At 63.8% G+C, this 20,255-nt stretch carries 19 protein-coding genes and 1 riboswitch; of the genes, 10 read left to right on the top strand and 9 right to left on the bottom strand.

The window, feature by feature from the left end:
- Window positions 1–8: 8 nt before the first annotated feature.
- Window positions 9–1,799, bottom strand: a complete 1,791-nt coding sequence (locus ACCO56_RS30055) for an acyl-CoA dehydrogenase (protein WP_433644628.1) — start codon at window positions 1,797–1,799, stop codon at window positions 9–11.
- Between the two features lie 131 nt (window positions 1,800–1,930).
- On the opposite strand from ACCO56_RS30055, the gene ACCO56_RS30050 reads away from it, so the two are divergent.
- Window positions 1,931–2,797, top strand: a complete 867-nt coding sequence (locus ACCO56_RS30050; RefSeq protein ID WP_433644627.1) for an RNA polymerase factor sigma-32 — start codon at window positions 1,931–1,933, stop codon at window positions 2,795–2,797.
- Window positions 2,798–2,887: 90 nt separating this feature from the next.
- Here ACCO56_RS30050 and ACCO56_RS30045 read toward each other — a convergent pair whose 3' ends face one another.
- On the bottom strand, window positions 2,888–3,196 hold the full coding sequence (locus tag ACCO56_RS30045; protein ID WP_433644626.1) for a DUF1244 domain-containing protein: 309 nt from the start codon (window positions 3,194–3,196) through the stop codon (window positions 2,888–2,890).
- Between the two features lie 12 nt (window positions 3,197–3,208).
- On the bottom strand, window positions 3,209–4,006 hold the full coding sequence (locus ACCO56_RS30040; RefSeq protein ID WP_433644625.1) for an N-formylglutamate amidohydrolase: 798 nt from the start codon (window positions 4,004–4,006) through the stop codon (window positions 3,209–3,211).
- A gap of 240 nt (window positions 4,007–4,246) precedes the next feature.
- On the opposite strand from ACCO56_RS30040, the gene ACCO56_RS30035 reads away from it, so the two are divergent.
- From ACCO56_RS30035 to ACCO56_RS30000, 8 genes are all read left to right on the top strand, one after another.
- Window positions 4,247–4,732, top strand: coding sequence for a DUF1036 domain-containing protein (locus tag ACCO56_RS30035; protein WP_433644624.1), 486 nt, complete (start codon window positions 4,247–4,249; stop codon window positions 4,730–4,732).
- Window positions 4,729–6,165: a pyruvate kinase gene (gene pyk, locus ACCO56_RS30030; RefSeq protein ID WP_433644623.1), complete on the top strand. Its 1,437-nt coding sequence runs from the start codon at window positions 4,729–4,731 to the stop codon at window positions 6,163–6,165. The genes ACCO56_RS30035 and pyk overlap by 4 nt, the downstream gene beginning before the upstream one ends.
- 77 nt (window positions 6,166–6,242) lie before the next feature.
- Complete coding sequence (locus ACCO56_RS30025) at window positions 6,243–7,166, top strand: pseudouridine-5'-phosphate glycosidase (protein WP_433644622.1); 924 nt, start codon at window positions 6,243–6,245, stop codon at window positions 7,164–7,166.
- 125 nt (window positions 7,167–7,291) lie between these two features.
- Window positions 7,292–8,074, top strand: a complete 783-nt coding sequence (locus tag ACCO56_RS30020; RefSeq protein ID WP_433644621.1) for a 3-hydroxybutyrate dehydrogenase — start codon at window positions 7,292–7,294, stop codon at window positions 8,072–8,074.
- Window positions 8,071–9,195 (top strand): patatin-like phospholipase family protein, encoded by a 1,125-nt coding sequence (locus ACCO56_RS30015; protein ID WP_433644620.1) that lies wholly within the window; start codon window positions 8,071–8,073, stop codon window positions 9,193–9,195. Before ACCO56_RS30020 ends, ACCO56_RS30015 begins: the two co-directional genes overlap by 4 nt.
- A gap of 361 nt (window positions 9,196–9,556) precedes the next feature.
- Entirely contained in the window at window positions 9,557–10,690 is a 1,134-nt protein-coding gene (locus ACCO56_RS30010) for an efflux RND transporter periplasmic adaptor subunit (RefSeq protein ID WP_433644619.1), read from the top strand.
- The gene (locus ACCO56_RS30005; RefSeq protein WP_433644618.1) at window positions 10,690–13,842 is read left to right on the top strand and encodes an efflux RND transporter permease subunit; all 3,153 of its coding nucleotides are present in this window, start codon (window positions 10,690–10,692) and stop codon (window positions 13,840–13,842) included. Before ACCO56_RS30010 ends, ACCO56_RS30005 begins: the two co-directional genes overlap by 1 nt.
- A 140-nt stretch (window positions 13,843–13,982) precedes the next feature.
- On the top strand, window positions 13,983–14,141 hold the full coding sequence (locus tag ACCO56_RS30000) for a DUF3309 family protein (RefSeq protein ID WP_433644617.1): 159 nt from the start codon (window positions 13,983–13,985) through the stop codon (window positions 14,139–14,141).
- Between the two features lie 7 nt (window positions 14,142–14,148).
- On the opposite strand, the gene ACCO56_RS29995 is transcribed toward ACCO56_RS30000, so the two are convergent.
- Window positions 14,149–15,105 carry an NmrA family NAD(P)-binding protein gene (locus ACCO56_RS29995; protein ID WP_433644616.1) on the bottom strand — a complete coding sequence of 319 codons (957 nt, stop codon included), beginning with the start codon at window positions 15,103–15,105 and terminating at the stop codon, window positions 14,149–14,151.
- A gap of 103 nt (window positions 15,106–15,208) precedes the next feature.
- On the opposite strand from ACCO56_RS29995, the gene ACCO56_RS29990 reads away from it, so the two are divergent.
- Window positions 15,209–16,099: a LysR family transcriptional regulator gene (locus ACCO56_RS29990; protein ID WP_433644615.1), complete on the top strand. Its 891-nt coding sequence runs from the start codon at window positions 15,209–15,211 to the stop codon at window positions 16,097–16,099.
- On the opposite strand, the gene ACCO56_RS29985 is transcribed toward ACCO56_RS29990, so the two are convergent.
- The 5 genes from ACCO56_RS29985 to crcB all read right to left on the bottom strand — a co-directional run bounded on the left by ACCO56_RS29985 (window position 16,089) and on the right by crcB (window position 20,060).
- Window positions 16,089–17,252, bottom strand: coding sequence for an MFS transporter (locus ACCO56_RS29985; RefSeq protein ID WP_433644614.1), 1,164 nt, complete (start codon window positions 17,250–17,252; stop codon window positions 16,089–16,091). The genes ACCO56_RS29990 and ACCO56_RS29985 overlap by 11 nt on opposite strands.
- Before the next feature lie 102 nt (window positions 17,253–17,354).
- Window positions 17,355–18,692 carry a hypothetical protein gene (locus ACCO56_RS29980; RefSeq protein ID WP_433644613.1) on the bottom strand — a complete coding sequence of 446 codons (1,338 nt, stop codon included), beginning with the start codon at window positions 18,690–18,692 and terminating at the stop codon, window positions 17,355–17,357.
- Between the two features lie 128 nt (window positions 18,693–18,820).
- Entirely contained in the window at window positions 18,821–19,159 is a 339-nt protein-coding gene (locus ACCO56_RS29975; protein ID WP_433644612.1) for a DUF190 domain-containing protein, read from the bottom strand.
- 2 nt (window positions 19,160–19,161) lie between these two features.
- Window positions 19,162–19,656, bottom strand: coding sequence for a CrcB family protein (locus tag ACCO56_RS29970; RefSeq protein WP_433644611.1), 495 nt, complete (start codon window positions 19,654–19,656; stop codon window positions 19,162–19,164).
- The gene (crcB, locus tag ACCO56_RS29965; protein WP_433644610.1) at window positions 19,653–20,060 is read right to left on the bottom strand and encodes a fluoride efflux transporter CrcB; all 408 of its coding nucleotides are present in this window, start codon (window positions 20,058–20,060) and stop codon (window positions 19,653–19,655) included. The genes ACCO56_RS29970 and crcB overlap by 4 nt, the downstream gene beginning before the upstream one ends.
- A gap of 124 nt (window positions 20,061–20,184) precedes the next feature.
- Window positions 20,185–20,247: riboswitch (Fluoride riboswitch) on the bottom strand.
- Window positions 20,248–20,255: the final 8 nt, after the last annotated feature.

The following is a 20,255-nucleotide window of genomic DNA, read 5'->3' as shown; positions in this document are numbered from 1 at the left end:
CGTGCCGCTCAGAACCATCCCGGTTTCATCGTCAGCGTCGTGTCGTCGAGGGTATCGAGCAGGGCGCGCTGCACGCGGGTCCTCGGCAGTTCGTAGGACAGGAAATAGCGGCAGGCGACAAGCTTGCCTTTCAGGAAATCGGCGTCGCCCTCGCTCGAGCGCAGCTTGCGCACGGCCGTCGTCGCCTGGCGCAGCCACATCCACCCGATCGTCACATGGCCAAGCATGTCGAGATAGAGCGTGGCGTTGGCGAGCGCCAGACGAGGGTTGTCGGCGAGCGCTCCGGCGAGCTTGCCTGTCGTTGCCACCGTTTCCGAAAGATGCCCGGCGAGTTCGGCAGCATGGCTGCGCAGCGGATCTTCCGCATTCGCTTCCGCGATGTCGTGCATGATGCGGGCCGCCAGCGTCCTCATCCCCGCGCCGCCGGCCTGAGCGACCTTGCGGCCGAGCAGGTCGATCCCCTGGATACCGTGCGTACCCTCGTGGATCGGGTTTAGTCGGTTGTCGCGATAGAGCCGTTCCACGGGATAGTCGCGCGTGTAGCCATAGCCGCCCAGAACCTGGATCGCATGCTTGTTGGCCTCCAGGCAGAATTCCGAAGGCCAGGACTTGGCGATCGGGGTGATGAGATCGAGCAGCAGCTCCATCTCGCGACGTTTCGCCTCGTCGCTTTCCAGGCGGATCTTGTCGACCACATGGGCGGCATAGAGCAGCAGTGCGAGCGCTCCCTCCACGGCGGCCTTCTGGGCCAGCAGCAGCCGCCGGACATCGGCGTGCTCGATGATCGGCAATTGAGGGCTTTCCGGGTCCTTATCGCCGGGGTGGCGGCCCTGGGGACGTTCCCTGGCATAGGCGAGCGAAACGCGGTAACCGGCGGCGCCCAAGGCCGTGGCGCCCATGCCGACGCCGATACGCGCCTCGTTCATCATCTGGAACATATAGGCGAGGCCCTTGTGCTCCTCGCCGACCAGATAGCCGGTGCAGGGCTCCTGCTCGCCGAAATTGAGCAGCGCGTTGGTGGTGCCGCGATATCCCATCTTGTGGTTCAGCCCGGCAAGCACCACACCGTTGCGGGCCCCGATGGCGCTGCTCTCGTCGACGAGGTATTTCGGCACGATGAACAGCGAGATGCCCTTCACCCCGGGCGGGCTGCCGGGAATCCTGGCCAGGACCATGTGGACGATGTTCTCTGAGATCTCCTGGTCTCCGCCCGAGATCCACATCTTACGGCCGACGATCCGGAACGTTCCGTCCTGCTGGGGCTCGGCGCGCGTGATGATATCGGAAAGCGAGGAGCCGGCCTGCGGCTCCGACAGGCACATGGTGCCGAAGAACCGTCCCCCGACCATCGGCCGCAGGAATCGTTCCTTCTGCTCGGGCGTGCCGAAGGCAGCGATCAGGTTCGCCGCCCCGACGGTAAGGAACGGATAGCCGGCCGTGCCGCTATTGGCCATGGAGAAGATGAAGGAGCACGCGCTGCGGATCGTCTCCGGCATTTGCCCGCCGCTCCATTCATGGTCGAAGCCGGCACCGAAGAATCCGGCATCGCGATAGACCGCCAGCGCTTCGCCGACCCTGCTGTCCATCACCACCTTGCCGTCCACGAAGCGTGGTTCGTTTTGATCGAGATCGGCCGCATGCGGCAGGAAATGGTCGATGGCGATGCGTTCGGCCGTGTCGAGCGCCGCCTCGATCGCCGCGCGGTCGTAGTCGGAAAAACGCTGGTTCTCGGCCAGCCTCTCGGCGCCGAGCACGTCGAAAAGCTGGAAGGCCAGATCGGCACGGTCGATGGTGATCATGGAACATTCTCCCTGCCGGCACGTTATTCCGGTTTTAGCGGGCGATGCCACAGGTTCAAGCCTCGGCGTTGGCCGCGACAGGGGCGGTCCAGTGCGGACCAATCGTGAACATCCATATTGCGGAGCGCACGATGACGGACGAAGCGGCGAGACGGACCATGATCCGGGCGGCCATGAAGGCGCCCTATCTCGAAAGGGAAGAGGAACTGGCGCTGGCGATACGTTGGCGCGAAGAAGGGGATCAGGAGGCGCTGCATCGTATCACGACCGCCCACATGCGGCTGGTCATCTCCATGGCTGCGAAGTTTCGCAATTTCGGGCTGTCCATGGGGGATCTCATCCAGGAAGGCCATGTCGGGCTGCTCGAAGCGGCCATCCGTTTCGAGCCGGAGCGCGAGGTCCGTTTCTCCACTTATGCGACGTGGTGGATCCGCGCCTCGATCCAGGATTACATCCTGCGCAACTGGTCGATCGTGCGCGGCGGGACGAGTTCGGCGCAAAAGGCGCTGTTCTTCAATCTGCGGCGATTGCGAGCGCGCCTGGCGCAGGGCACCGATCCTCTGTCGAGCTCAGCCGCTTATCGTGAGATCTCGTTGGCCCTGGGCGTTTCCGAGGCCGACGTGGCGCTGATGGACTCCAGGCTCTCCGGTCCCGACACGTCGCTCAATGCGCCCCTGGCCGACGAAGGCGGCGGCGCATCCGATCGGCTGGACTTCCTTGTCTCCGACGACCCGTTGCCCGACGAGGTCGTCGGAGACACGATCGATGACGAGCGTCGCTCCTTCTGGCTCAACAGCGCGCTCGAGGTGCTCAATGCGCGCGAGTTGCGCATCATCAGGGAAAGGCGCCTTTGCGACGAGGGTGCCACGCTCGAGGCACTGGGCGAAGCGCTTGGCATCTCGAAGGAGCGCGTGCGCCAGATCGAGAACCGTGCGCTCGAGAAGCTCAAGGTCGCCTTGGTGAAGGCCAACCCCTCCTTCGAATCGCGGGCAGCCTAGCCGGCGCTAGCAACCATCGCTACGCGCGATAGCCGCTAAACAAACACGCCAGGGGTCACCGCGCGGTCGGACGAGGGGTAAGCACGATCCTCAATGATCCTTCGGGCGGTTGGCTTCGAACGCGGCTTTCTGGGCGTCGGAGGCCTCTCTCTGGTAGCGCGCCTGCCACTCGGCGTAAGGCATGCCGTAGACGATCTCCCGCGATTCATCCTTGCTCATCTCGAGCCCGGCCGCGCTTGCCGCGTCCCGATACCAGTTGGACAGGCAGTTGCGGCAGAAGCCTGCGAGATTCATCAGATCGATGTTCTGGACGTCGGTGCGTTCGCGCAAATGCGCGACGAGCTTGCGAAACGCGGCCGCTTCGAAATCGCGTTTCTGCTCTTCGGTGAGCTTCGTCATGGATGTGATCCTTCAAACCGGGCCGGTGCGTGAACCGTAGCGCCGCACCTGATGAATATCGGGGCGCCGGTTGATGGCGTCAATGATGGGGGCGAGCCGCGCCGCCCATTCTTCGGCGCCGCTTTCGTCGGCAATCAAATCCTGCCTGATCTCGATCAGAACATGGGCGAAGCCGTTGACGATGGCATGGCGGAACATGGTGTCGCCGCGCAGCGCCCCGTCATAGGGTTCGTTGTCGCCAATGACGAGGCCCGTTTCCCGCGACAACGCCTCGATCAGGGGCAGTGGCGCGCGGGGGTCGATATCCCACAGAACCCCCGCATGCCACGGCCGGACGAAACCGCGCATTACCGGCGTGAAGGAATGCACCGACAGGATGAATGGCGCCCGGCCGGAAGCCTCGGCAACGGAGGCGATGACCGCGTCCACCGCGTCGTGGTACGGCCGGTAGAACCGGCCGAGCCTTCTTTGGCGCTCTTCGCCCGACATCGGATAGTTGCCGGGCACGACGGTGCCGTCGTAAAGCTGGCGGATCAGCGTCGGGTCTTCCTCGCCGCGATTTGGATCGATCAGCAGGCGCGAAAAGCTGGCCATGACCGCAGGTGCGTCGAGCGCCGCGGCAAGCCTCCGGGTCACAGCTTCGACCCCGATGTCGTAGGCGATGTGGCGCTCGAACTCCGTGGCGGGAAGGCCGAGATCGCCATATTCCTCGGGCAGATCGCGGCGGGCGTGGTCGGCGATCAGCACCAGGCCGCGCTTGCGCGAGCCCTCGATGATTTCGAAGGGGGCGAAGACTGCTGAACGTGTCATGCGGCGGTCGGTCCATATCGGAAGGAGGTTTCCGTCATTCCATGAGTGGGCCGGCCTTGCAATGCCGTTGTTTGGTCAATCTTTTCATCGAAACCGCTAAAGCAGGGTTACAAGCGCCAAAAGACGCTCCCATCGATTCTAATCGATTGGGTTCGTGTCTCGGCGCGCGTTGACATGCGCCCGGACTTTTCCGAAAAGGGGCCTCAAATCATGCTGATTTCACTGTCGAGGGGCTCGAGGATGAATGTTGCCGGCAGGCCGCGCCTTCGCCACGCAATCGCCGCGTTCACGCTCTTCGCCGTCCTCCCTATCGTAGCCGCGATATCAGCCACGCCCGCCCGCGCCGATTTCCGTGTCTGCAACGCGACCCAGAGCTTGATCGGCGTATCGATCGGTTATCGCGCCAAGGCCGGCTGGATCACGGAAGGCTGGTGGCATGTCGAAGGTTCGACCTGCAAGACGTTGATCGAGGGGCCCTTGTCGTCACGTTATTATTATCTTTACGCGGAGGACGCCGAGCGCGGCGGGCGCTGGGACGGGCCGATCAGCATGTGCGTGGCCGACAAGCAATTCAAGATAGCAGGCGTCAGCGACTGCGTCGCTCGTGGTTTCCAGCGCGCCGGCTTCCAGGAATACGACACGGGCGAGCAAGCAAGCTGGATGGTGCAACTCACCGACCAACCAGGAACGAGCGGCGCCGCCGTGACGGGAGCAGGAGCCCAATGAGACGCAGCCGCAAGGTCAAGATCCTCGCCACGCTCGGTCCGGCCTCGTCGGACGAGGCGATGATCCGCAAGCTCTTCGAAGCCGGCGCGGACGTTTTCCGCATCAATATGAGCCATACCGACCACGATCTTATGCGCACTCTGGTTGCGCGTATCCGAGCGGTCGAGGAGGCGATCGGCCGGCCGATCGGCATCCTCGCCGATCTCCAGGGGCCGAAGCTCCGGGTCGGCAAGTTCGCCGACGGCAAGGTCGAGCTGAAGCCTGGCCAGACCTTTACGCTGGACGACAATCCGGAGCTTGGCACGTCCCAGCGCGTCCACCTGCCGCATCCCGAGATATTGAGGTCGGTCCAGCCCGGCGACAGGCTGCTGATCGACGACGGCCGGCTGGAACTGAAGGCCGTCGAGGTCGACGGCAAGTCGATCGTCGCGACCGTCGTCGTGGGCACCAGGATCTCCGACAAGAAGGGCGTCAGCCTTCCCGACACGGAATTGCCGGTGGGCGCGCTGACCGAAAAGGACCGCCGCGACCTCGACGCCGTGCTGGCGACCGGGGTCGACTGGATCGCGCTGTCCTTCATCCAGCGGCCCGAGGATCTGGCCGAAGCCCGAAAGATCGCGCGCGGACGCGCCGCGCTGATGTCGAAGATCGAGAAGCCGCAGGCCGTCGCCCGGCTGCCGGAGATCATAGAGCTTTCCGACGCCATCATGGTGGCGCGCGGCGATCTCGGGGTCGAGATGCCGCTCGAGGCGGTGCCTGGTATCCAGAAGCAGATCACCCGCGCCGCCCGCCGCGCCGGGAAGCCGGTGGTCGTAGCCACACAGATGCTCGAATCGATGATCTCCGCGCCGGTGCCGACGCGGGCGGAGGTGTCGGACGTTTCGATCGCGGTGTTCGAAGGCGCCGACGCGATCATGCTCTCGGCCGAATCGGCGGCGGGCCAGTATCCGGTCGAGGCGGTCGCGATGATGAACAAGATCGCCGAACGCGTCGAGCAGGATCCCGTCTATCCCGGCATCATCAACGCCCAGCGCTCCGAGCCGGAGGCGACGGGCGCCGACGCCATCTCGGCCGCGGCACGCCAGATCGGCGAAACTCTTAAACTGTCGGCGATCGTCACCTATACGAGCTCCGGCACGACCGGCCTGCGAGCAGCCCGCGAGCGCCCGCAGGTATCGATCGTCGCCCTCTCTCCGATCCTCGCGACGGCGAGGCGTCTGTCGCTGCTCTGGGGTACGCATTGCGTGGTCACGGAGGATGCCCGAGACTTGGACGACATGGTCGACCGTGCCTGCCGCATCGCCTTCAACGAAGGGTTCGGACGGCCTGGGGACCGGGTCATCATTACAGCCGGCGTGCCCTTGGGAACGCCAGGCGCGACGAATATGCTGCGCATCGCCTATATAGGGACAGACGGTCTCGGCGGGCTGTAGGCCTTTGCGGCTAGCGATTGCTCGCGGCCCGCGGGACCCGGTGCAAGACAACCCGTACCCGGCGGGAGAAGGACGACATGGACAAGACGCTTCTCCAGGTGAATGGCGAGGTCGCGGCCGCGCTTGCCGAAGGCAGGCCCGTCGTGGCGCTGGAATCGACCATCATCACCCATGGGATGCCCTATCCGGCCAATCTGGAGACGGCCCTCGGTGTCGAGGCCGTGGTGCGGGAAAGCGGCGCCGTGCCGGCTACGACCGCCCTGGTTTCCGGCACGCTGCGCGTCGGCCTCGACACCGCCGATCTCGAAGGGCTCGCCGCCGCCAAGGATGTCGTCAAGGCTTCGGGTCGCGATCTGGCAGCCGTGATGGTGCGCAAGGGGTCGGCCGGCACGACCGTGTCGGCGACGATGCGGCTTGCCGCCCTGGCCGGCATCCCCGTCTTCGCCACAGGCGGTGTCGGGGGCGTGCATCGCGGCGCCGAGCAGACTTTCGACATTTCCGCCGATCTCACCGAGCTGGGCCATACCGGCACGACGGTCGTCTGCGCCGGCGTCAAGTCCATCCTCGACATTCCGAAGACATTGGAGTTCCTGGAAACGCAGCGCGTGCCCGTCATTGCCTATCGAAGCGACGATTTCCCAGCCTTCTTCACCCGCTCGAGCGGCGAAAAGGCCGACCACCGGCTCGATACGCCGGAGGAGATCGCGTCCGCCATGCTGCTTCATGAGCGCATGGGGTCCGGTACCGGCATCCTGGTCGCGAACCCGATCCCTGAAGCGGAGTCACTTGATCCCGCCTTCATAGACGGCACGATTGCGGCCGCCGTGAAGGAAGCCGATGCCCAGGGCATCTCACGCAAGGAACTGACGCCGTTCCTGCTGGCCCGGATCAACGAACTGTCGGACGGCCGCAGCCTGAAGGCCAACATCGCGCTGGTGCGCAACAATGCGGCTCTCGCTGCTCGGATCGCGGCGGCGCATGCGCGGCTGAGACGGTCCTGAGCTGAAGGGGCATCGGCCCCTTCACATCCTCTTGACCGCATCGCTACAGTCCTGCCCATCTCACATTTATGCTGCATTGCAATATTGATGCTGCGGCGCGAAAATAAGGGCGAAAGGATAAAGCAATGACCTCGACCAGAACCGCCGTCGTTACCGGCTCCACTTCCGGCATCGGCCTTGCCATTGCCCATGGGCTTGCAGCCGAAGGCTGCAACATCGTCGTCAACTCCTTCTCCGACCGGCCTGGGGATCACGCCATTGCGGAAAGCGTGGCGCGCGAGCATGGGGTCGGCGCGCTCTACGTGCAGGCCGACATGTCGAAGGCCGATCAATGCCGAACCCTCGTTACGCGCGCTGCGAAGGAGTTCGGCAGCGTCGATATCCTCGTCAACAACGCCGGGATCCAGCATGTCGCGCCCGTCGAGGAGTTCCCGACGGAGAAGTGGGACGCCATCGTCGCGATCAATCTCACCTCGGCCTTCCACACCTCGGCGGCGGCGATCCCGCTGATGAAGACGGCCGGCTGGGGACGCATCGTCAACATCGCCTCGGCGCACGGGCTGGTCGCTTCGCCGTTCAAATCGGCTTATGTCGCGGCCAAACATGGCATCATGGGGTTCACCAAGACCGTGGCGCTGGAAGTCGCTCGCTCCGGCATCACCTGCAACGCAGTCTGCCCGGGCTATGTGCTGACCCCGCTGGTCGAGGCGCAGATCCCTGATCAGATGAAGGCGCACAACATGGACCGCGATACGGTGATCCGCGAGGTCATGCTCGCCAAGCAGCCGACCAAGCAGTTCGTGACCGTCGATCAGATCGCCGCCGCCGTATCTTTCCTGTGCTCCGAGAATGCTGCCCAGATCAACGGCACGCATATTTCGGTCGACGGCGGCTGGACGGCCGAATGAGTTCAGAGAACGGAGAGAGCCGAAAGCCGATCAACATCGCGCTTCAGGGTGGCGGCTCGCACGGCGCTTTCTCCTGGGGCGTGCTCGACCGGCTGCTCGAGGATGGCCGCCTCGGCATCAAGGCTGTTTCCGGCACGAGCGCCGGGGCCATGAACGCGGTGGCGCTTGCCGACGGGCACGTGCGCGGCGGAGCCGAGGGTGCTAGGCGCAAGCTCGAGGATTTCTGGCGCGCTGTCGGCCGCACCGGCCGTTTCAGCCCCGTGCAGCGCCTGCCCTGGGACATCGCCTGGGGTAACTGGTCGATCGAGAACACACCTGGTTATCTCTGGTTCGACGCCATGTCGCGGCTGTTCTCGCCCTATGCCGCCAATCCGTTCAACCTCAATCCGCTGCGCGACGTCGTCGAGGCCGAGATCGATTTTGACCGGGTGCGTTCCTGCCATGACATGAAGCTCTTCGTTTCGGCGACCAATGTCGAGACGGGCCAGCTCAGGGTCTTCGAGACGGCGGAGATGACGGCCGACGTCGTCATGGCGTCGGCCTGCCTGCCGCAGATATTCCAGGCGGTGGAGATCGATGGCGCGCCATACTGGGACGGAGGCTATGGCGGCAATCCCGCGCTTTATCCGTTCTTCTACGCCAGTCCGACCGAAGATGTGCTCCTCGTCCAGATCAATCCGGTCACCCGCGAGGGCGTGCCGAAGACCGCCAACGAGATCCAGAACCGCATCGACGAGATCACCTTCAACTCGGCGCTGCTGCGCGAATTCCGTTCGATCGCCTTCATCAAGGAGCTGATCCGCGCCGGCCAGATCCAGCACGGCGAATATCGCGACATTCGCATGCACCGGATCGACGCCGACGAAGCCTTCAGGGACCTCTCGGCCTCGTCGAAGCTCAATGCCGAATGGGCTTTCCTGGAATATCTGCGCGATCTCGGCCGCTCCGCCGCCAGCGATTGGCTGGAGGAGCATTTCGATAAGGTCGGCTGCGAGCCGACCCTCGACCTCTCCGACATGCTGGCGCCCGGCCTGATGCCGAAAGCCGGAGCCAGACTCGGCACGCGGGTCCGCGAGTTCCTGGCGACACGGCAGAAGCCTGCCGCGGCGCGGGGCGGATGATGTCGACGTCATCGATCACGACCGGATACCTGCTGTAGCGTCCCCGCTTCCGTCTTCGGGAAATCGCTTTTGCGTGAGAGCCGCAGCAACACTGCTGACGCCTGCTGCCATGCGACCTTTCCCAATGCGGGCAAGGGGCCAAGGCGTCGGGCGCGGCACTGATAGCGGCACGGCGCCATGCGCGACGCATTTCCGACTATTTTGCGGGTTGACTTTAGGGTAGAAGACGCCGCTCCGCGCCGCATGCGGAAAATAAAACGATTGAACAAGATTGAAGACGCTATTGCGCGCGCCCATATCGAGCTCGCGCCTGACGCAGGGGAAAGCGGTCTGGACGGGGCCGGGGTTGGGAAAACGACGCATGTCGAAGATCAGGTTCCACAAGTTTGCGGCACTCGCCGTGACGATCGGTTTTGCTGCCTGGATTGCTACTGGCAAATTCTCCTCTGTGGGCAGTGCCCAGGCCGAAGCGGAAGCCAAGGCTGCCGCGGCCGAAGAACCGAAGCCGGTGACGAGGACCGTCGCCGTCGCGACGCCGCCGCGTATCATGCACGCCAGGGCGATCCGCATCTCCGGCCAGACCGAGGCCGACCAACGCGCCACGCTTGCCGTGCGCGCTGGCGGCATCATCGACAGGCTGCCGGTGAAACAAGGTGACAGGGTCAAGGCGGGCGACCTCATCCTGATGCTCGCCGCCGAGGAGAAGACCGCCGCCGTGGAGATGGCCCGGGCGGTGCTCGCCCAGCGTCAGGCCGAATGGGACGCCGCGGAGCGGCTCGCCAAGACCGGCAGCACCCCCAAACTGCAGCTCGAGATCGCCCGCTCCGCGCTCGCCACGGCCAAGTCGCAATTCGAGGCGGCCAGCGCCGAGCTCGCCCGCAACGAGGTGCGCGCTCCATTCGATGGTCTGGTCGACCGCGTCGACGTCGAGCTAGGATCCATGATCATGCAGGGCGCATCGGTCGCGACGATCCTCAAGCTCGATCCGATCATCGGGGTGGGCGAGGTCAGCGAGCGGGATCTGCGCCAGCTGCGCAAGGGCGAGGAAGCGGAAGTCCATCTCGTCAACGGCGAAAAGGTCAAGGGCACGCTGCGCTACATCAGCCAGGATGCCTCGGCGGCGACGCGAACCTTCCGCGTCGAAGTCGCGATCCCCAACCCCGAACGCGCCATACCGGCCGGCATGACGGCCGAGATCATCCTGCGCAGCCAGCCGGTGGAGGCCGTCGCGCTACCGCGTTCGGTGGTGACGCTCAGTGTCAGCGGCGATCTCGGCATTCGCGCAGTCGGCCCGGACAACAAGGTCGCCTTTTACCCGATCGATCTCGTCGACGACACGCCCAGAGGCCTCGTGCTCGGGGGCATTCCGGCCGATGCTCGAATCATCGTGGCGGGCCAGGATCTCGTCACCGAAGGCGACGTGGTGAACGCGCAGGAAGCCGATCCGGAGATCATCAAGCGGCTGGTGAGCAGCAGCAGCGACGGGGCGCTCTGATGGATATCGTCCGCGTTGCGATCCGGAACGCACGTCTCACGCTGTCCATCATGGTGTTCTTCCTGATCGCCGGCGCGCTGGCGTATCAGTCGATCCCCAAGGAAGCCGAGCCCGATATCCAGATCCCGATCATCTATGTGAGCCTCGTCTATCAGGGCATCTCGCCGGAGGATTCCGAGCGGCTTCTTCTGAGGCCCGTCGAGACACGCATGAAGAGCCTTTCCAACGTCAAGGAGATGCGCTCTTCAGCCTATCAGGGCGGCGGCTTCGTGCTGATCGAGTTCAATGCCGGCGCCGATCTTTCGACGGCGCTGGAGGACGTGCGCGCCAAGGTGCAGGACGCCAAGCGCGACCTCCCGCAGGACGCGGAGGAGCCGACAGTCAACGAGGTCAACCTCTCCGAATTCCCCGTGCTCGTGGTGACGCTCGCCGGCAATGTGCCCGAGCGGGCGCTGACGGCTGCCGCGCGCGAGCTGCGTGACCGCATCGAGGAAGTGCCGGGCGTTCTGGAGGCCGACCTGCAGGGGGCGCGCGAGGATCTGGTCGAGGTCATCATCGACCCCGTGAAGCTGAATTCCTACGGGCTGCGGCTGGAGCAGCTCATTCAGGGCGTCGTCGCCGGCAACAGTCTGGTCGCGGCGGGCAATATCGAAGGCTCGGAAGGCCGCTATGCGGTCAAGGTGCCGTCGCTGATCGAGACGCCGGAGGACGTGGCGAACCTGCCGGTGGTGGCGACCCCGAACGCGGTGGTGAGAGCCAGGGACCTGGGCACGATCCGCGCCACCTACAAGGACGCCGAGACCGTCACCCGGCTCGACGGCAAGCCGGCCATCGCCATCGAGGTGAAAAAGCGCACCGGCGCCAATCTCGTCGAGACGGTCGACGCCGTGAAGGTCGTGGCCAGCGAGTTCGGCAAACGCCTGCCCGAAGGCACCGTCGTATCCTTCAGCCAGGACAAGTCGACGACGATCCGCCAGTTGCTGAGCGATCTGCAGAACCATGTGATGATCGCAGTCATCCTGGTCTTCATCGTCATCCTCTATTCCTTGTCGGGACGGGCCTCCATGCTGATCGGCCTGGCCATCCCCACCTCCTTCCTGCTCGGCATATTGATGCTGTCGCTGGCCGGCTACACGGTCAACATCGTGGTGCTGTTCAGCCTGATCCTGGCGGTCGGCATGCTGGTGGACGACGCCATCATCGTGACCGAATTCGCAGAGCGTCGCATGTCGGAAGGCATGAACAAGGAGGATGCCTACGCGCTTGCCGCCAAGCGCATGGCTGGTCCGGTGATCGCCGCGACGATGACGCGCGTCGCCGCTTTCTCGCCGCTGCTCTTCTGGCCGGGCATCGTCGGCGAGTTCATGAAATACATGCCGATCACCCTGATCGTGACGCTGTCGGCCTCCATGCTCTATGCGCTGGTCTTCACTCCGACGCTGGGCGCTATCTTCGGCAAGCCGCATCCGGAGCCGGAGCATCGCGACGGCTGGTACATGAAGACGGTCAAGATGGCGGTCCGCTTTCCGAAGACGGTGCTGCTGCTCACCGTCGGCCTGCTGGTCGGCGTCCAGTTCGCCTATTCGAAATATGGTTCCGGCGTCGAATTCTTTCCGAATGTCGAGCCGGAATACGGGCTGCTCTACGTGCATGCGCGGGGCAATCTTTCGCTCGCCGAGATGGACCTCGCGGTGAAGCTCGCCGAGGACCGGATCCTGGGCTGGCCGGGCGTGAAGTCCGTCTACACCAGGGCCGGCAAGGCGACCGGGAGCGCCAACAACGTGGCGGAGGATGTCGTCGGCGTCATCCAGTACGAGTTCATCGACTGGCGTCAGCGCAAACCGGCCCACGAGGTGCTGGACGACCTGCGCGCCGCCATGGCCGGCATGCCGGGCGTCGATATCGAGGTGCTGGTGCCCGAAGCGGGTCCGCCGACCGGCAAGGCTATCCAGCTCCGCCTCTCCGCCGTCGACCCGGAAGGGCTGAACGAGAAGGCCAAACAGGTGGCGGCCGAACTCGCCAAGATTCCCGGCGTCATCGACATCGCCGACGGGCTGCCCCCGCCCGGCGTGGACTGGGCGATCGAGGTCGATCGCGGCAAGGCCGCGCAATACGGCATCAGCCCCTTCGCGGTGGGATCCGTGGTGCAGCTCGTCACCAACGGCCTGAAGCTTTCGGACTACCGCCCGGCGGGTGCCGACGACGCCGTCGACATTCGCCTGCGCCTGCCGGAAGACCGTCGCACGCTGGCGACCCTCGACCAGTTGCGCGTGGTCACGGCGCAGGGCTCGGTGCCGATCTCGAACTTCGTCAACCGCAAGCCCGAGCAGCGGGTGGGCGTGCTGAACCGCATCGACGGCCAGCGCACCGTCGTCGTTCAGGCCAACATCGCCAGCTCCTACCAGCCTGCGGCCGTGCAGGCGCAGGTCAACGAGATGATGGCCAAGCAGGACCTCGGCGCCATCCGCTGGAAGCTCGCCGGCGAGGACGAGGAGAGCAAGGCCGCGCAGGACTTCCTGTCCAAGGCCTTCGGGGCGGCGATCTTCCTGATCTTCATCGTGCTGCTTGCCCAGTTCAACAAGTTCACCAGCGTATGGCTGGTATTGTCCTGCGTGGTCATGTCGACGATCGGGGTTTTCCTCGGGCTGTTGATCACCGGGCAGCCCTTCGGCGTGGTCATGTCCGGTATCGGCGTCATCGCGCTCGCCGGCGTGGTGGTGAACAACAACATCGTGCTGATCGACACCTATGACAGGTTGCGCGAAGAGGGATCGAACAAGCTCGATGCGGTGCTCCAGACCTGCCGGGAACGGGCGCGGCCGGTGGTGCTGACGGCGCTGTCGGCGATTCTCGGCGTGCTGCCGATCGCCTTCGGCCTGGGTCTCGAGATTTTCCATCACGAGACGACGATCAACGCGCCGTCGACGCAATGGTGGATCTCGCTTTCCTCGGCGATCGTGTTCGGCCTGTCCTTCGCGACGCTTCTCACGCTGGTGGTGACGCCGGCCATGCTAATGGTCTTCACGCGGGACAAGCGCGTCGCCGGCAGGAGAAGCTGGTGGAGCCGGCTGTTCCGTCGCGGCGCCAAGGAGGATATCGAGGCGAAAGAGCCCGTCGCCGCGGCGTTGCCATTCCCCAAGGCGGCTGAGTAGGACAGACAACCAGTGCCGGCCCGGATGTATTTCACATCCGGAAAGCGCTCGGCATTCGCCGTCTTTTCGATACGGCTGCGGAACAAACCCCGGCATTGGACATTGTTGTCATTGATCCGAAGCCTTCCAGGGGAGCAGCCATGACGCTCAGCACAATACTGATCATCATCCTCATCCTCATCCTGCTCGGTGCGATACCGGCATGGCCCTATTCGCGCGGCTGGGGTTACGGCCCGTCCGGCATCGTCGGCGTCATCCTTGTCGTCCTGCTGATTCTCGTCCTTCTCGGCCGCATCTGACCAACGTTCAAGCCGCCATGCGGCTATCGTCACACAGGGCGAGATCCGCAATCGATTGCCTGATGGCCTCGACAGGGTCGGTGACGGGCAGCTCGCCGACGGCTTGCTCGAGCTTTCCGCCGTCGAGCGAATGCGGTGTGCGCCAGAGATAGGACATCCGGACGACTTCGCGCATCATGGGGCTGACCAGCCCGGCCGCACGGAGCGCGATCCAGGGAACCGTTCTGGTTGCCAACCCTCGTTCGATAGCGGCCTCGGTCGCCTGCTTCATTTGATTGCCGCTCAGCGTGTGCCCGGCGAAGTGAAAGCGCTCGAAAGCCCCGAACTCATGGCGCTTTTCGGCCAGCGCGACGAAGGCGCGACCGAGATCCGGCAGATAGGCGAAGGCATGCGGGACGTCCATGGGACCGCCCCAGGTGAAGATGCCCTTGCGAAGCCTGGCGAGAATGATCAGGTCGAGCCAGCTCCCCGGCCGGGAACCTCCGTAAAAATCGCCGGCGCGCAACACGATGGTCCGCACGCCGCGCTCCTCGGCAGCCTTGCGGAAAAGCCCTTCCATCGCGATGCGGATTCTTGCCTTCTCTGTCGAGGGCATTTCGGGCGTGTCCTCATTGGCGCCGACAGGGATGCCGTAGCCGAAATTGTAGACATTGCCGGGCAACATATGAATTGCCCCCGCATCTTCCGCGGCGGCGGCGACGTTCTCCGCCATCGGCATCACCTTCTCCGCCCATTCCGTATAGAGCGGGTTCAGCGCATTGAGGATCACGTCGGAGCCCTTGCAGGCCGCGATGAGCCCGGCCCTCTCGCCGGCGTCTCCTTTCACCGGTTCGACGCCGGCCGGGAGCCGGCCGGCTCCGGTGTTCCGGACAAGGCCCTTGACCCGCCAGCCGGCGGCCAGAAAAGAGCGCGCCGCTGCATCGCCTATGCGGCCGGCAGCGCCAAGCACGATCACTGTTTTCATCTCTCGTCTCCATCTGAGCGAATTGACGGGCAGAAGATCGTTCCTTTATGGCCGAATGGAAATCGCCTAAGGTTGGCGGATTGATATTCAAAATTGAATGACGATGGCTGATCTCGACTGGAACCTGATCAAGAGTTTCGTGGCGGTTGCGGAAACCGGCAGTCTCTCCGGCGCCGCAAGGCGGCTCGCGTCAAGCCAGCCGACGATCGGGCGGCACATCGCCGAGCTGGAAGCCACCCTCGACGTCGCGCTGTTCCGGCGAGGCCGCAGAGGTTATGAACTGACCGACGGTGGTGCCGCGCTCCTGGAACGCGGGCGTGGCGTCAGCGAGCAGGCCACCGCATTTTCGCGGCTGGCCTTCGGAACGGCGGAAACCATCGCCGGCACGGTGCGCGTCGCCGCCAGCGAGATCGTCGCCGCCTATGTTCTGCCGCCTATGCTTGCCCGCCTCGGCGTGGAAGAACCTGGCATCGAGGTGGAGATCGTCGCATCCAACCTGGTCGAAAATCTCCTCCGCCGGGACGCCGACATCGCCGTGCGCATGGTGAAGCCCGTCCAGAACGAGCTCGTGGCGCGCAAGGTCGCCGACCTGCCGTTGGCGGTCTGCGCGGCCAGCGCCTATCTCGACCGCCGGGGGCGGCCGGAACGAGCAGAGGACCTGCTTTGCCACGACCTTGTCGGCTACGACCGGAGCGACGACATTATCCGCGGCTTCGCGATTCTGGGAACCATTGTCGACCGCCACGCCTTCCGCATTCGCACGGACAATCAAATCGTCGCCTGGGAGGCCGTGCGGGCCGGCAACGGCATAGGTTTCATGCAGAAGTCGCTTGTCGACCGCGATCCCACGGTCGAACCGTTGTTGCCCGCCCTGGCCCTGCCGGGTCTGCCGATGTGGCTCGCCATGCATCGCGACGTGCGGACGAGCCCGCGCATTCGGCGTGTGGCCGATTTTCTCTTTTCTGAGCTGAAGCGCTACGCCCTCACGCCTTGAAATCGGCCGTGCGCACGAGCCCGCCCATCAGGCTCACCACGACGAGCAGCGCGGACAGGGTGATGAAGACGGGCGTGAAGCCTACATGCTCGGCGGCGAAACCGATGGCCGACGGGGCCAGCAGGATGCCGGAATAGCCCATCGTGGTGACGACGCTCATGCCGGTGCCCGGCGACATGCCGGGCTGGTTCCCGCCAGCGGAGAAGATGATGGGAACGACATTGGCAATTCCCAGCCCGCAAACGGCAAAGGCGCAGATGGCCAGCACCGGCGAAGGCGAGAGGGCCGCGACGAACATGCCGGCGGCCGCGACAAGGACGGAAACCCGCATCGTCTTCACCGCGCCGAAGCGGTTGCGCACCCCGTCGCCCGCAAAACGCATAAGCGCCATGGCGCCGGAGAAAAAGGCATAGGCGAGACCGGCGGTGGCGAGATCGGTGCCGAGATCCTGCTTCATGTAGAGGGCTGCCCAGTCGAGCACGGCGCCTTCCGGCACCATGGAGAACAGCGCCATGACGCCGATCAGATAGACGGTCGCCGTTCGGGGCAGGGAGAATTTATGGTGTTCGTGCTCGACCGGCTTGTCCTCCGTCACAGGGTGGCGGGCGGCGACGGCCAGAATGAGAATCGCGATTACGCTTACGCCGACGGCGTGAGCGAGATGGCCGTAGCTTTGGATTACGAGACCGCCGATGCCGCCACCGGTGAAGCCACCCAGGCTCCAGAAACCATGGGAGGAGGACATGACGGCGCGCGACAGCTTCTTCTCGACAGCCACGGCATTAGCGTTCATGGCGACATCCATGGCGCCGATGACGCCGCCGAAGATCAGCAACGTGAGGGCAGCCACAAGCACGTTGGGCGCAAGTGCAACGAGGACCAATGCGAAGACGACGATGCAGCCGAAGCCGAGCGTCACCTGGCGCGAGCCGTGACGCGACATGAGATAACCCGAAACCGGCATGGCGATCAGCGCGCCCACGCCGAACAGCAGGATCAGCAGGCCGAGGGTGAACTCGGTGATGCCGAGACGGGTCAGGAAGACCGGGATCTGCGGTGCCCAGCTGCCGGTCACGAAGCCGTTCACGAAGAACATCGCGGCTACGGCCCAGCGGCCGCGAACGGCCTGACCAAGTCGGGTGGAAGCATCCATTGGGGGTTCTCGTTTGGCGCCGGCGAGACTAAATCGGTTAAACGCCGAGTCAACCGAGCGGGAAAAAGAGATTGTTGGACCAGGTAGTATGGTGCGGAAGGGTCAACGTCGCAGATACTCTATGCCGAGTTCCTTCCACATCCATCGAAAATCATACGTCCCGTTCGTCCGTTCAGACTGGTTCTCCAGATACTTCAGCCATTGGGAGACATTTTTGCGGCCACTCGCTGATTTGATCGCGTTACGCGGCGAAATGTTGCCCAAAGCAGGAACCGGAACGTCGAGCGTTTCTCGATAATGCCTGTCGAGATACGCCTGAGCGATCTCCTCGGCAATTTCCGGCGGCATATCGGGATCGTGGCTGCTCTTGCGCTGTTGAACCGGCTTTTCGGCCATTAACTGTTCTATGGTGCGAATTTCGGTCAGCGGCACACCAACGAGGTCGCCGAGCGCGGCCGTTATCATCGCCGCCCCTTTTTCTGCCCTCATGGCCGAATTGGTCGTGAGATGCAGGGCGCGGCCTTTCAACTCGACATTGCCCAGGATCACGTACTCGCCATCATCCGGCCTGGTTTCGGTGGCGAGTTCACCGGGATGGCTGTCGGAGCCCGGTTCTCGCGGGATGCTTTGCCAGATCCAAACCTTATCGTTGTCCTGTCTTAGGTTCGGGACTTCGTTGAGCCGTGTGGCGATAGTCTTCTGGGTGACACCGGCGGCAAGAGGAAACCGGGCATCATGGAATACGACGTCGTCGCCATCGCTGTTCTTGAGATCCGGCAGCATCAACCGTTTCAGCGTATCGGCCTGCCAGCAGATACTGAAAAACCAAGCGACGGATCGAAGTTCATCGCCGCTCAGGGTCGGCAGCTTCTTGGAACGTTTCTTTCCGAATGTCTCCCGCAGAGCATCGAAGACGGCGTCCGATGCCGCTAGCGTGTAAGGCAAAAGCCCACCGCTGAGCACGCTCTTGCCTCCGACATCGACAATTCTCGCTGCAATTCGGTCCCACTGCCGCAGCGATTTCGTAGCGCTCCCTTCGCTGACCAGGACGGGATCGCCGCCGCGGATAAGATCGCGGGCCATCAGAGATTTTCCCGGAACCACGTCGCTGACTTCGTACAGGCTCATCACGGACGTCCGTAGCGCCTTCATATAAGCCTTTGCCTGTGCGGTTTCCTTCCACCCACGCCGCTTCAGGTATTCGTCGACAATGTTTCCGCCCCGGACGTCGAAATCCTGAGTGAGGAAATCCTCGAAGGCGCATCCCCAGAGCGTCATCGCCCAGTGATCGCCGAAAAGCTCGGCGAGATCCTCGAAATCAAGATCGCCGTCGTCGAGGATCTCCCTGAAATGATCGTCGAAGATCTCTTGAAAACAATCCTCCCACTCGTCGCGTGAAAGGAACTTTATCAGGCCATCGAGATTGCTGCTGCTGGCCATGATTTCCTCCTGTCAGAGATCTGAGTCAGCCGAGTCACAAGCTTCGGTCATCTTCGACCAAGGCTGCGCGGACAAAGCGAATTTGTGCGATCTTCACCCCGTTTTTCGCCCATCACAAGGTCCGATATTCATGGATGCCTCGCTCCATATTGCAGCACCTGCACCTTCTCGAGCGTCACCAGGCCGCTCGACATGAGGGCCTCCAGGGCAGGCAGGAAGGCGTTGATCTTTTCTTCGCTGTCCACGATCTCGATGACCAGGGGAAGATCCTCGGACAGGCGGAGGATCTTGGTCGTGTGAAGCCGGCTCGACTGGCCGAAACCCATCCCTCCGCGCACGACCGTCGCGCCGGCTAGCTGCATCTCACGGGCTTTGAGCACGATCGCTTCATAAAGGGGACGTCCGTCGTCGCGGTCATCCTCGCCGATGAATATTCTCAGAAGCGTGGCATGGCGCGGTATCTGCATGATCATGTTCCTCCTAAACGGTTGAGGCGGGAAGCGAGCGCATGGCCGAACCAAGCCGATGCAAGCCAAGTGACGATGGAAACGGCGACATAAAGCCCGGCAAGCGCAACGATGCCGGCGTGGAGCGCCCGAAACACTTCGAGACTGAACACGGAAAAAGTCGTGAAGCCGCCGCAGATGCCGGCCATGACGAACTGACGCTGATAGGTTCCCGCGAATATCCTTCCGCCCGGACCGGTGATGGCGGCATAGAAGCCGATCACGAACGAGCCGACGATGTTGACGAAGAGGGTTCCCCACGGAAACGCTGGCCCGATCCAGGTGAGGGCGGCGAGCGAGGCGAGCGCGCGCAAGACGCTGCCGATGACGGAGCCGACCGAGACGGCGAGGTAGAGAAACGCGGTCTCGCGGAGCCGCCGCCACCAGGCCTTGGCTTGTAATGTCACGTTTGCCGGCCGGACATGTTCGTCGGGAGGGGCCTCATCCGCCTCCGTCATGGCTGGCTCGCTCCCCACAGAAGCATCGCGACACCGTATCCGAGCGCCACGGCGGAAAGGCACGAAGACAAAGATAGCGCCACGTTTCCACCAGCCTTCAGGACCTGGCCGTCACGGGCAAGGGCCATGGTCTGCAGGCTGAACGAGGAAACCGTCGTGTAGGCTCCGAGAAAGCCGGTGACGATGAGCTGCCATCCGGCCGGCATGGGAAGCAGGCCCTCGATCGTCGCGGCACCCGCTGCCACACCGATCGAGAAGGCGCCACTGATATTGACCACCATGGTGCCCCAGGGAAACGTCTCGCCGACACGCCGCCCGACGAGGCCGGATACGAAATAGCGCGCGGGTCCTCCGATGGCGCTGCCGAGCGCCACCCACATAACGATATGAAGCATGTCCTGCATGTTCGACCTACCCGATTCAGCATGATCAGCGCGGTCCGGCCAGATCACCGCCCGAAAAGAAAACAAAAAAACCCGCAACGCTGCGGGTCGGCCTTCCGGACATCCAACTCCCGCAGCGCGTTTCCACACAGCAGGAGTCATCATCCCTTCATGGGCGGTTTTGGGGGACTCCATCCCCTTCGCCGGTAGAATAGG

Origin of the sequence: Mesorhizobium sp. 1B3, assembly GCF_050958605.1 — a bacterium.
Lineage (GTDB): Bacteria > Pseudomonadota > Alphaproteobacteria > Rhizobiales > Rhizobiaceae.
The sequence above is the reverse complement of the archived record's forward strand: the minus strand, read 5'-3'. Positions and strand labels throughout refer to the sequence as shown.

Bases quoted from the DNA above. Each gene is read 5' to 3' on its own strand.
- ACCO56_RS29990 (WP_433644615.1), top strand. From the start codon at position 15,209: ATGGCTGATCTCGACTGGAACCTGATCAAGAGTTTCGTGGCGGTTGCG.
- crcB (WP_433644610.1), bottom strand. From the start codon at position 20,060: ATGCAGGACATGCTTCATATCGTTATGTGGGTGGCGCTCGGCAGCGCC.
- ACCO56_RS30015 (WP_433644620.1), top strand. From the start codon at position 8,071: ATGAGTTCAGAGAACGGAGAGAGCCGAAAGCCGATCAACATCGCGCTT.
- ACCO56_RS30000 (WP_433644617.1), top strand. From the start codon at position 13,983: ATGACGCTCAGCACAATACTGATCATCATCCTCATCCTCATCCTGCTC.
- ACCO56_RS30035 (WP_433644624.1), top strand. From the start codon at position 4,247: ATGAATGTTGCCGGCAGGCCGCGCCTTCGCCACGCAATCGCCGCGTTC.
- ACCO56_RS30020 (WP_433644621.1), top strand. From the start codon at position 7,292: ATGACCTCGACCAGAACCGCCGTCGTTACCGGCTCCACTTCCGGCATC.
- ACCO56_RS30005 (WP_433644618.1), top strand. From the start codon at position 10,690: ATGGATATCGTCCGCGTTGCGATCCGGAACGCACGTCTCACGCTGTCC.
- ACCO56_RS29980 (WP_433644613.1), bottom strand. From the start codon at position 18,692: ATGGCCAGCAGCAGCAATCTCGATGGCCTGATAAAGTTCCTTTCACGC.
- pyk (WP_433644623.1), top strand. From the start codon at position 4,729: ATGAGACGCAGCCGCAAGGTCAAGATCCTCGCCACGCTCGGTCCGGCC.
- ACCO56_RS30055 (WP_433644628.1), bottom strand. From the start codon at position 1,799: ATGATCACCATCGACCGTGCCGATCTGGCCTTCCAGCTTTTCGACGTG.
- ACCO56_RS30040 (WP_433644625.1), bottom strand. From the start codon at position 4,006: ATGACACGTTCAGCAGTCTTCGCCCCCTTCGAAATCATCGAGGGCTCG.
- ACCO56_RS29985 (WP_433644614.1), bottom strand. From the start codon at position 17,252: ATGGATGCTTCCACCCGACTTGGTCAGGCCGTTCGCGGCCGCTGGGCC.
- ACCO56_RS30045 (WP_433644626.1), bottom strand. From the start codon at position 3,196: ATGACGAAGCTCACCGAAGAGCAGAAACGCGATTTCGAAGCGGCCGCG.
- ACCO56_RS30025 (WP_433644622.1), top strand. From the start codon at position 6,243: ATGGACAAGACGCTTCTCCAGGTGAATGGCGAGGTCGCGGCCGCGCTT.
- ACCO56_RS29975 (WP_433644612.1), bottom strand. From the start codon at position 19,159: ATGCAGATACCGCGCCATGCCACGCTTCTGAGAATATTCATCGGCGAG.
- ACCO56_RS30050 (WP_433644627.1), top strand. From the start codon at position 1,931: ATGACGGACGAAGCGGCGAGACGGACCATGATCCGGGCGGCCATGAAG.
- ACCO56_RS29995 (WP_433644616.1), bottom strand. From the start codon at position 15,105: ATGAAAACAGTGATCGTGCTTGGCGCTGCCGGCCGCATAGGCGATGCA.
- ACCO56_RS29970 (WP_433644611.1), bottom strand. From the start codon at position 19,656: ATGACGGAGGCGGATGAGGCCCCTCCCGACGAACATGTCCGGCCGGCA.
- ACCO56_RS30010 (WP_433644619.1), top strand. From the start codon at position 9,557: ATGTCGAAGATCAGGTTCCACAAGTTTGCGGCACTCGCCGTGACGATC.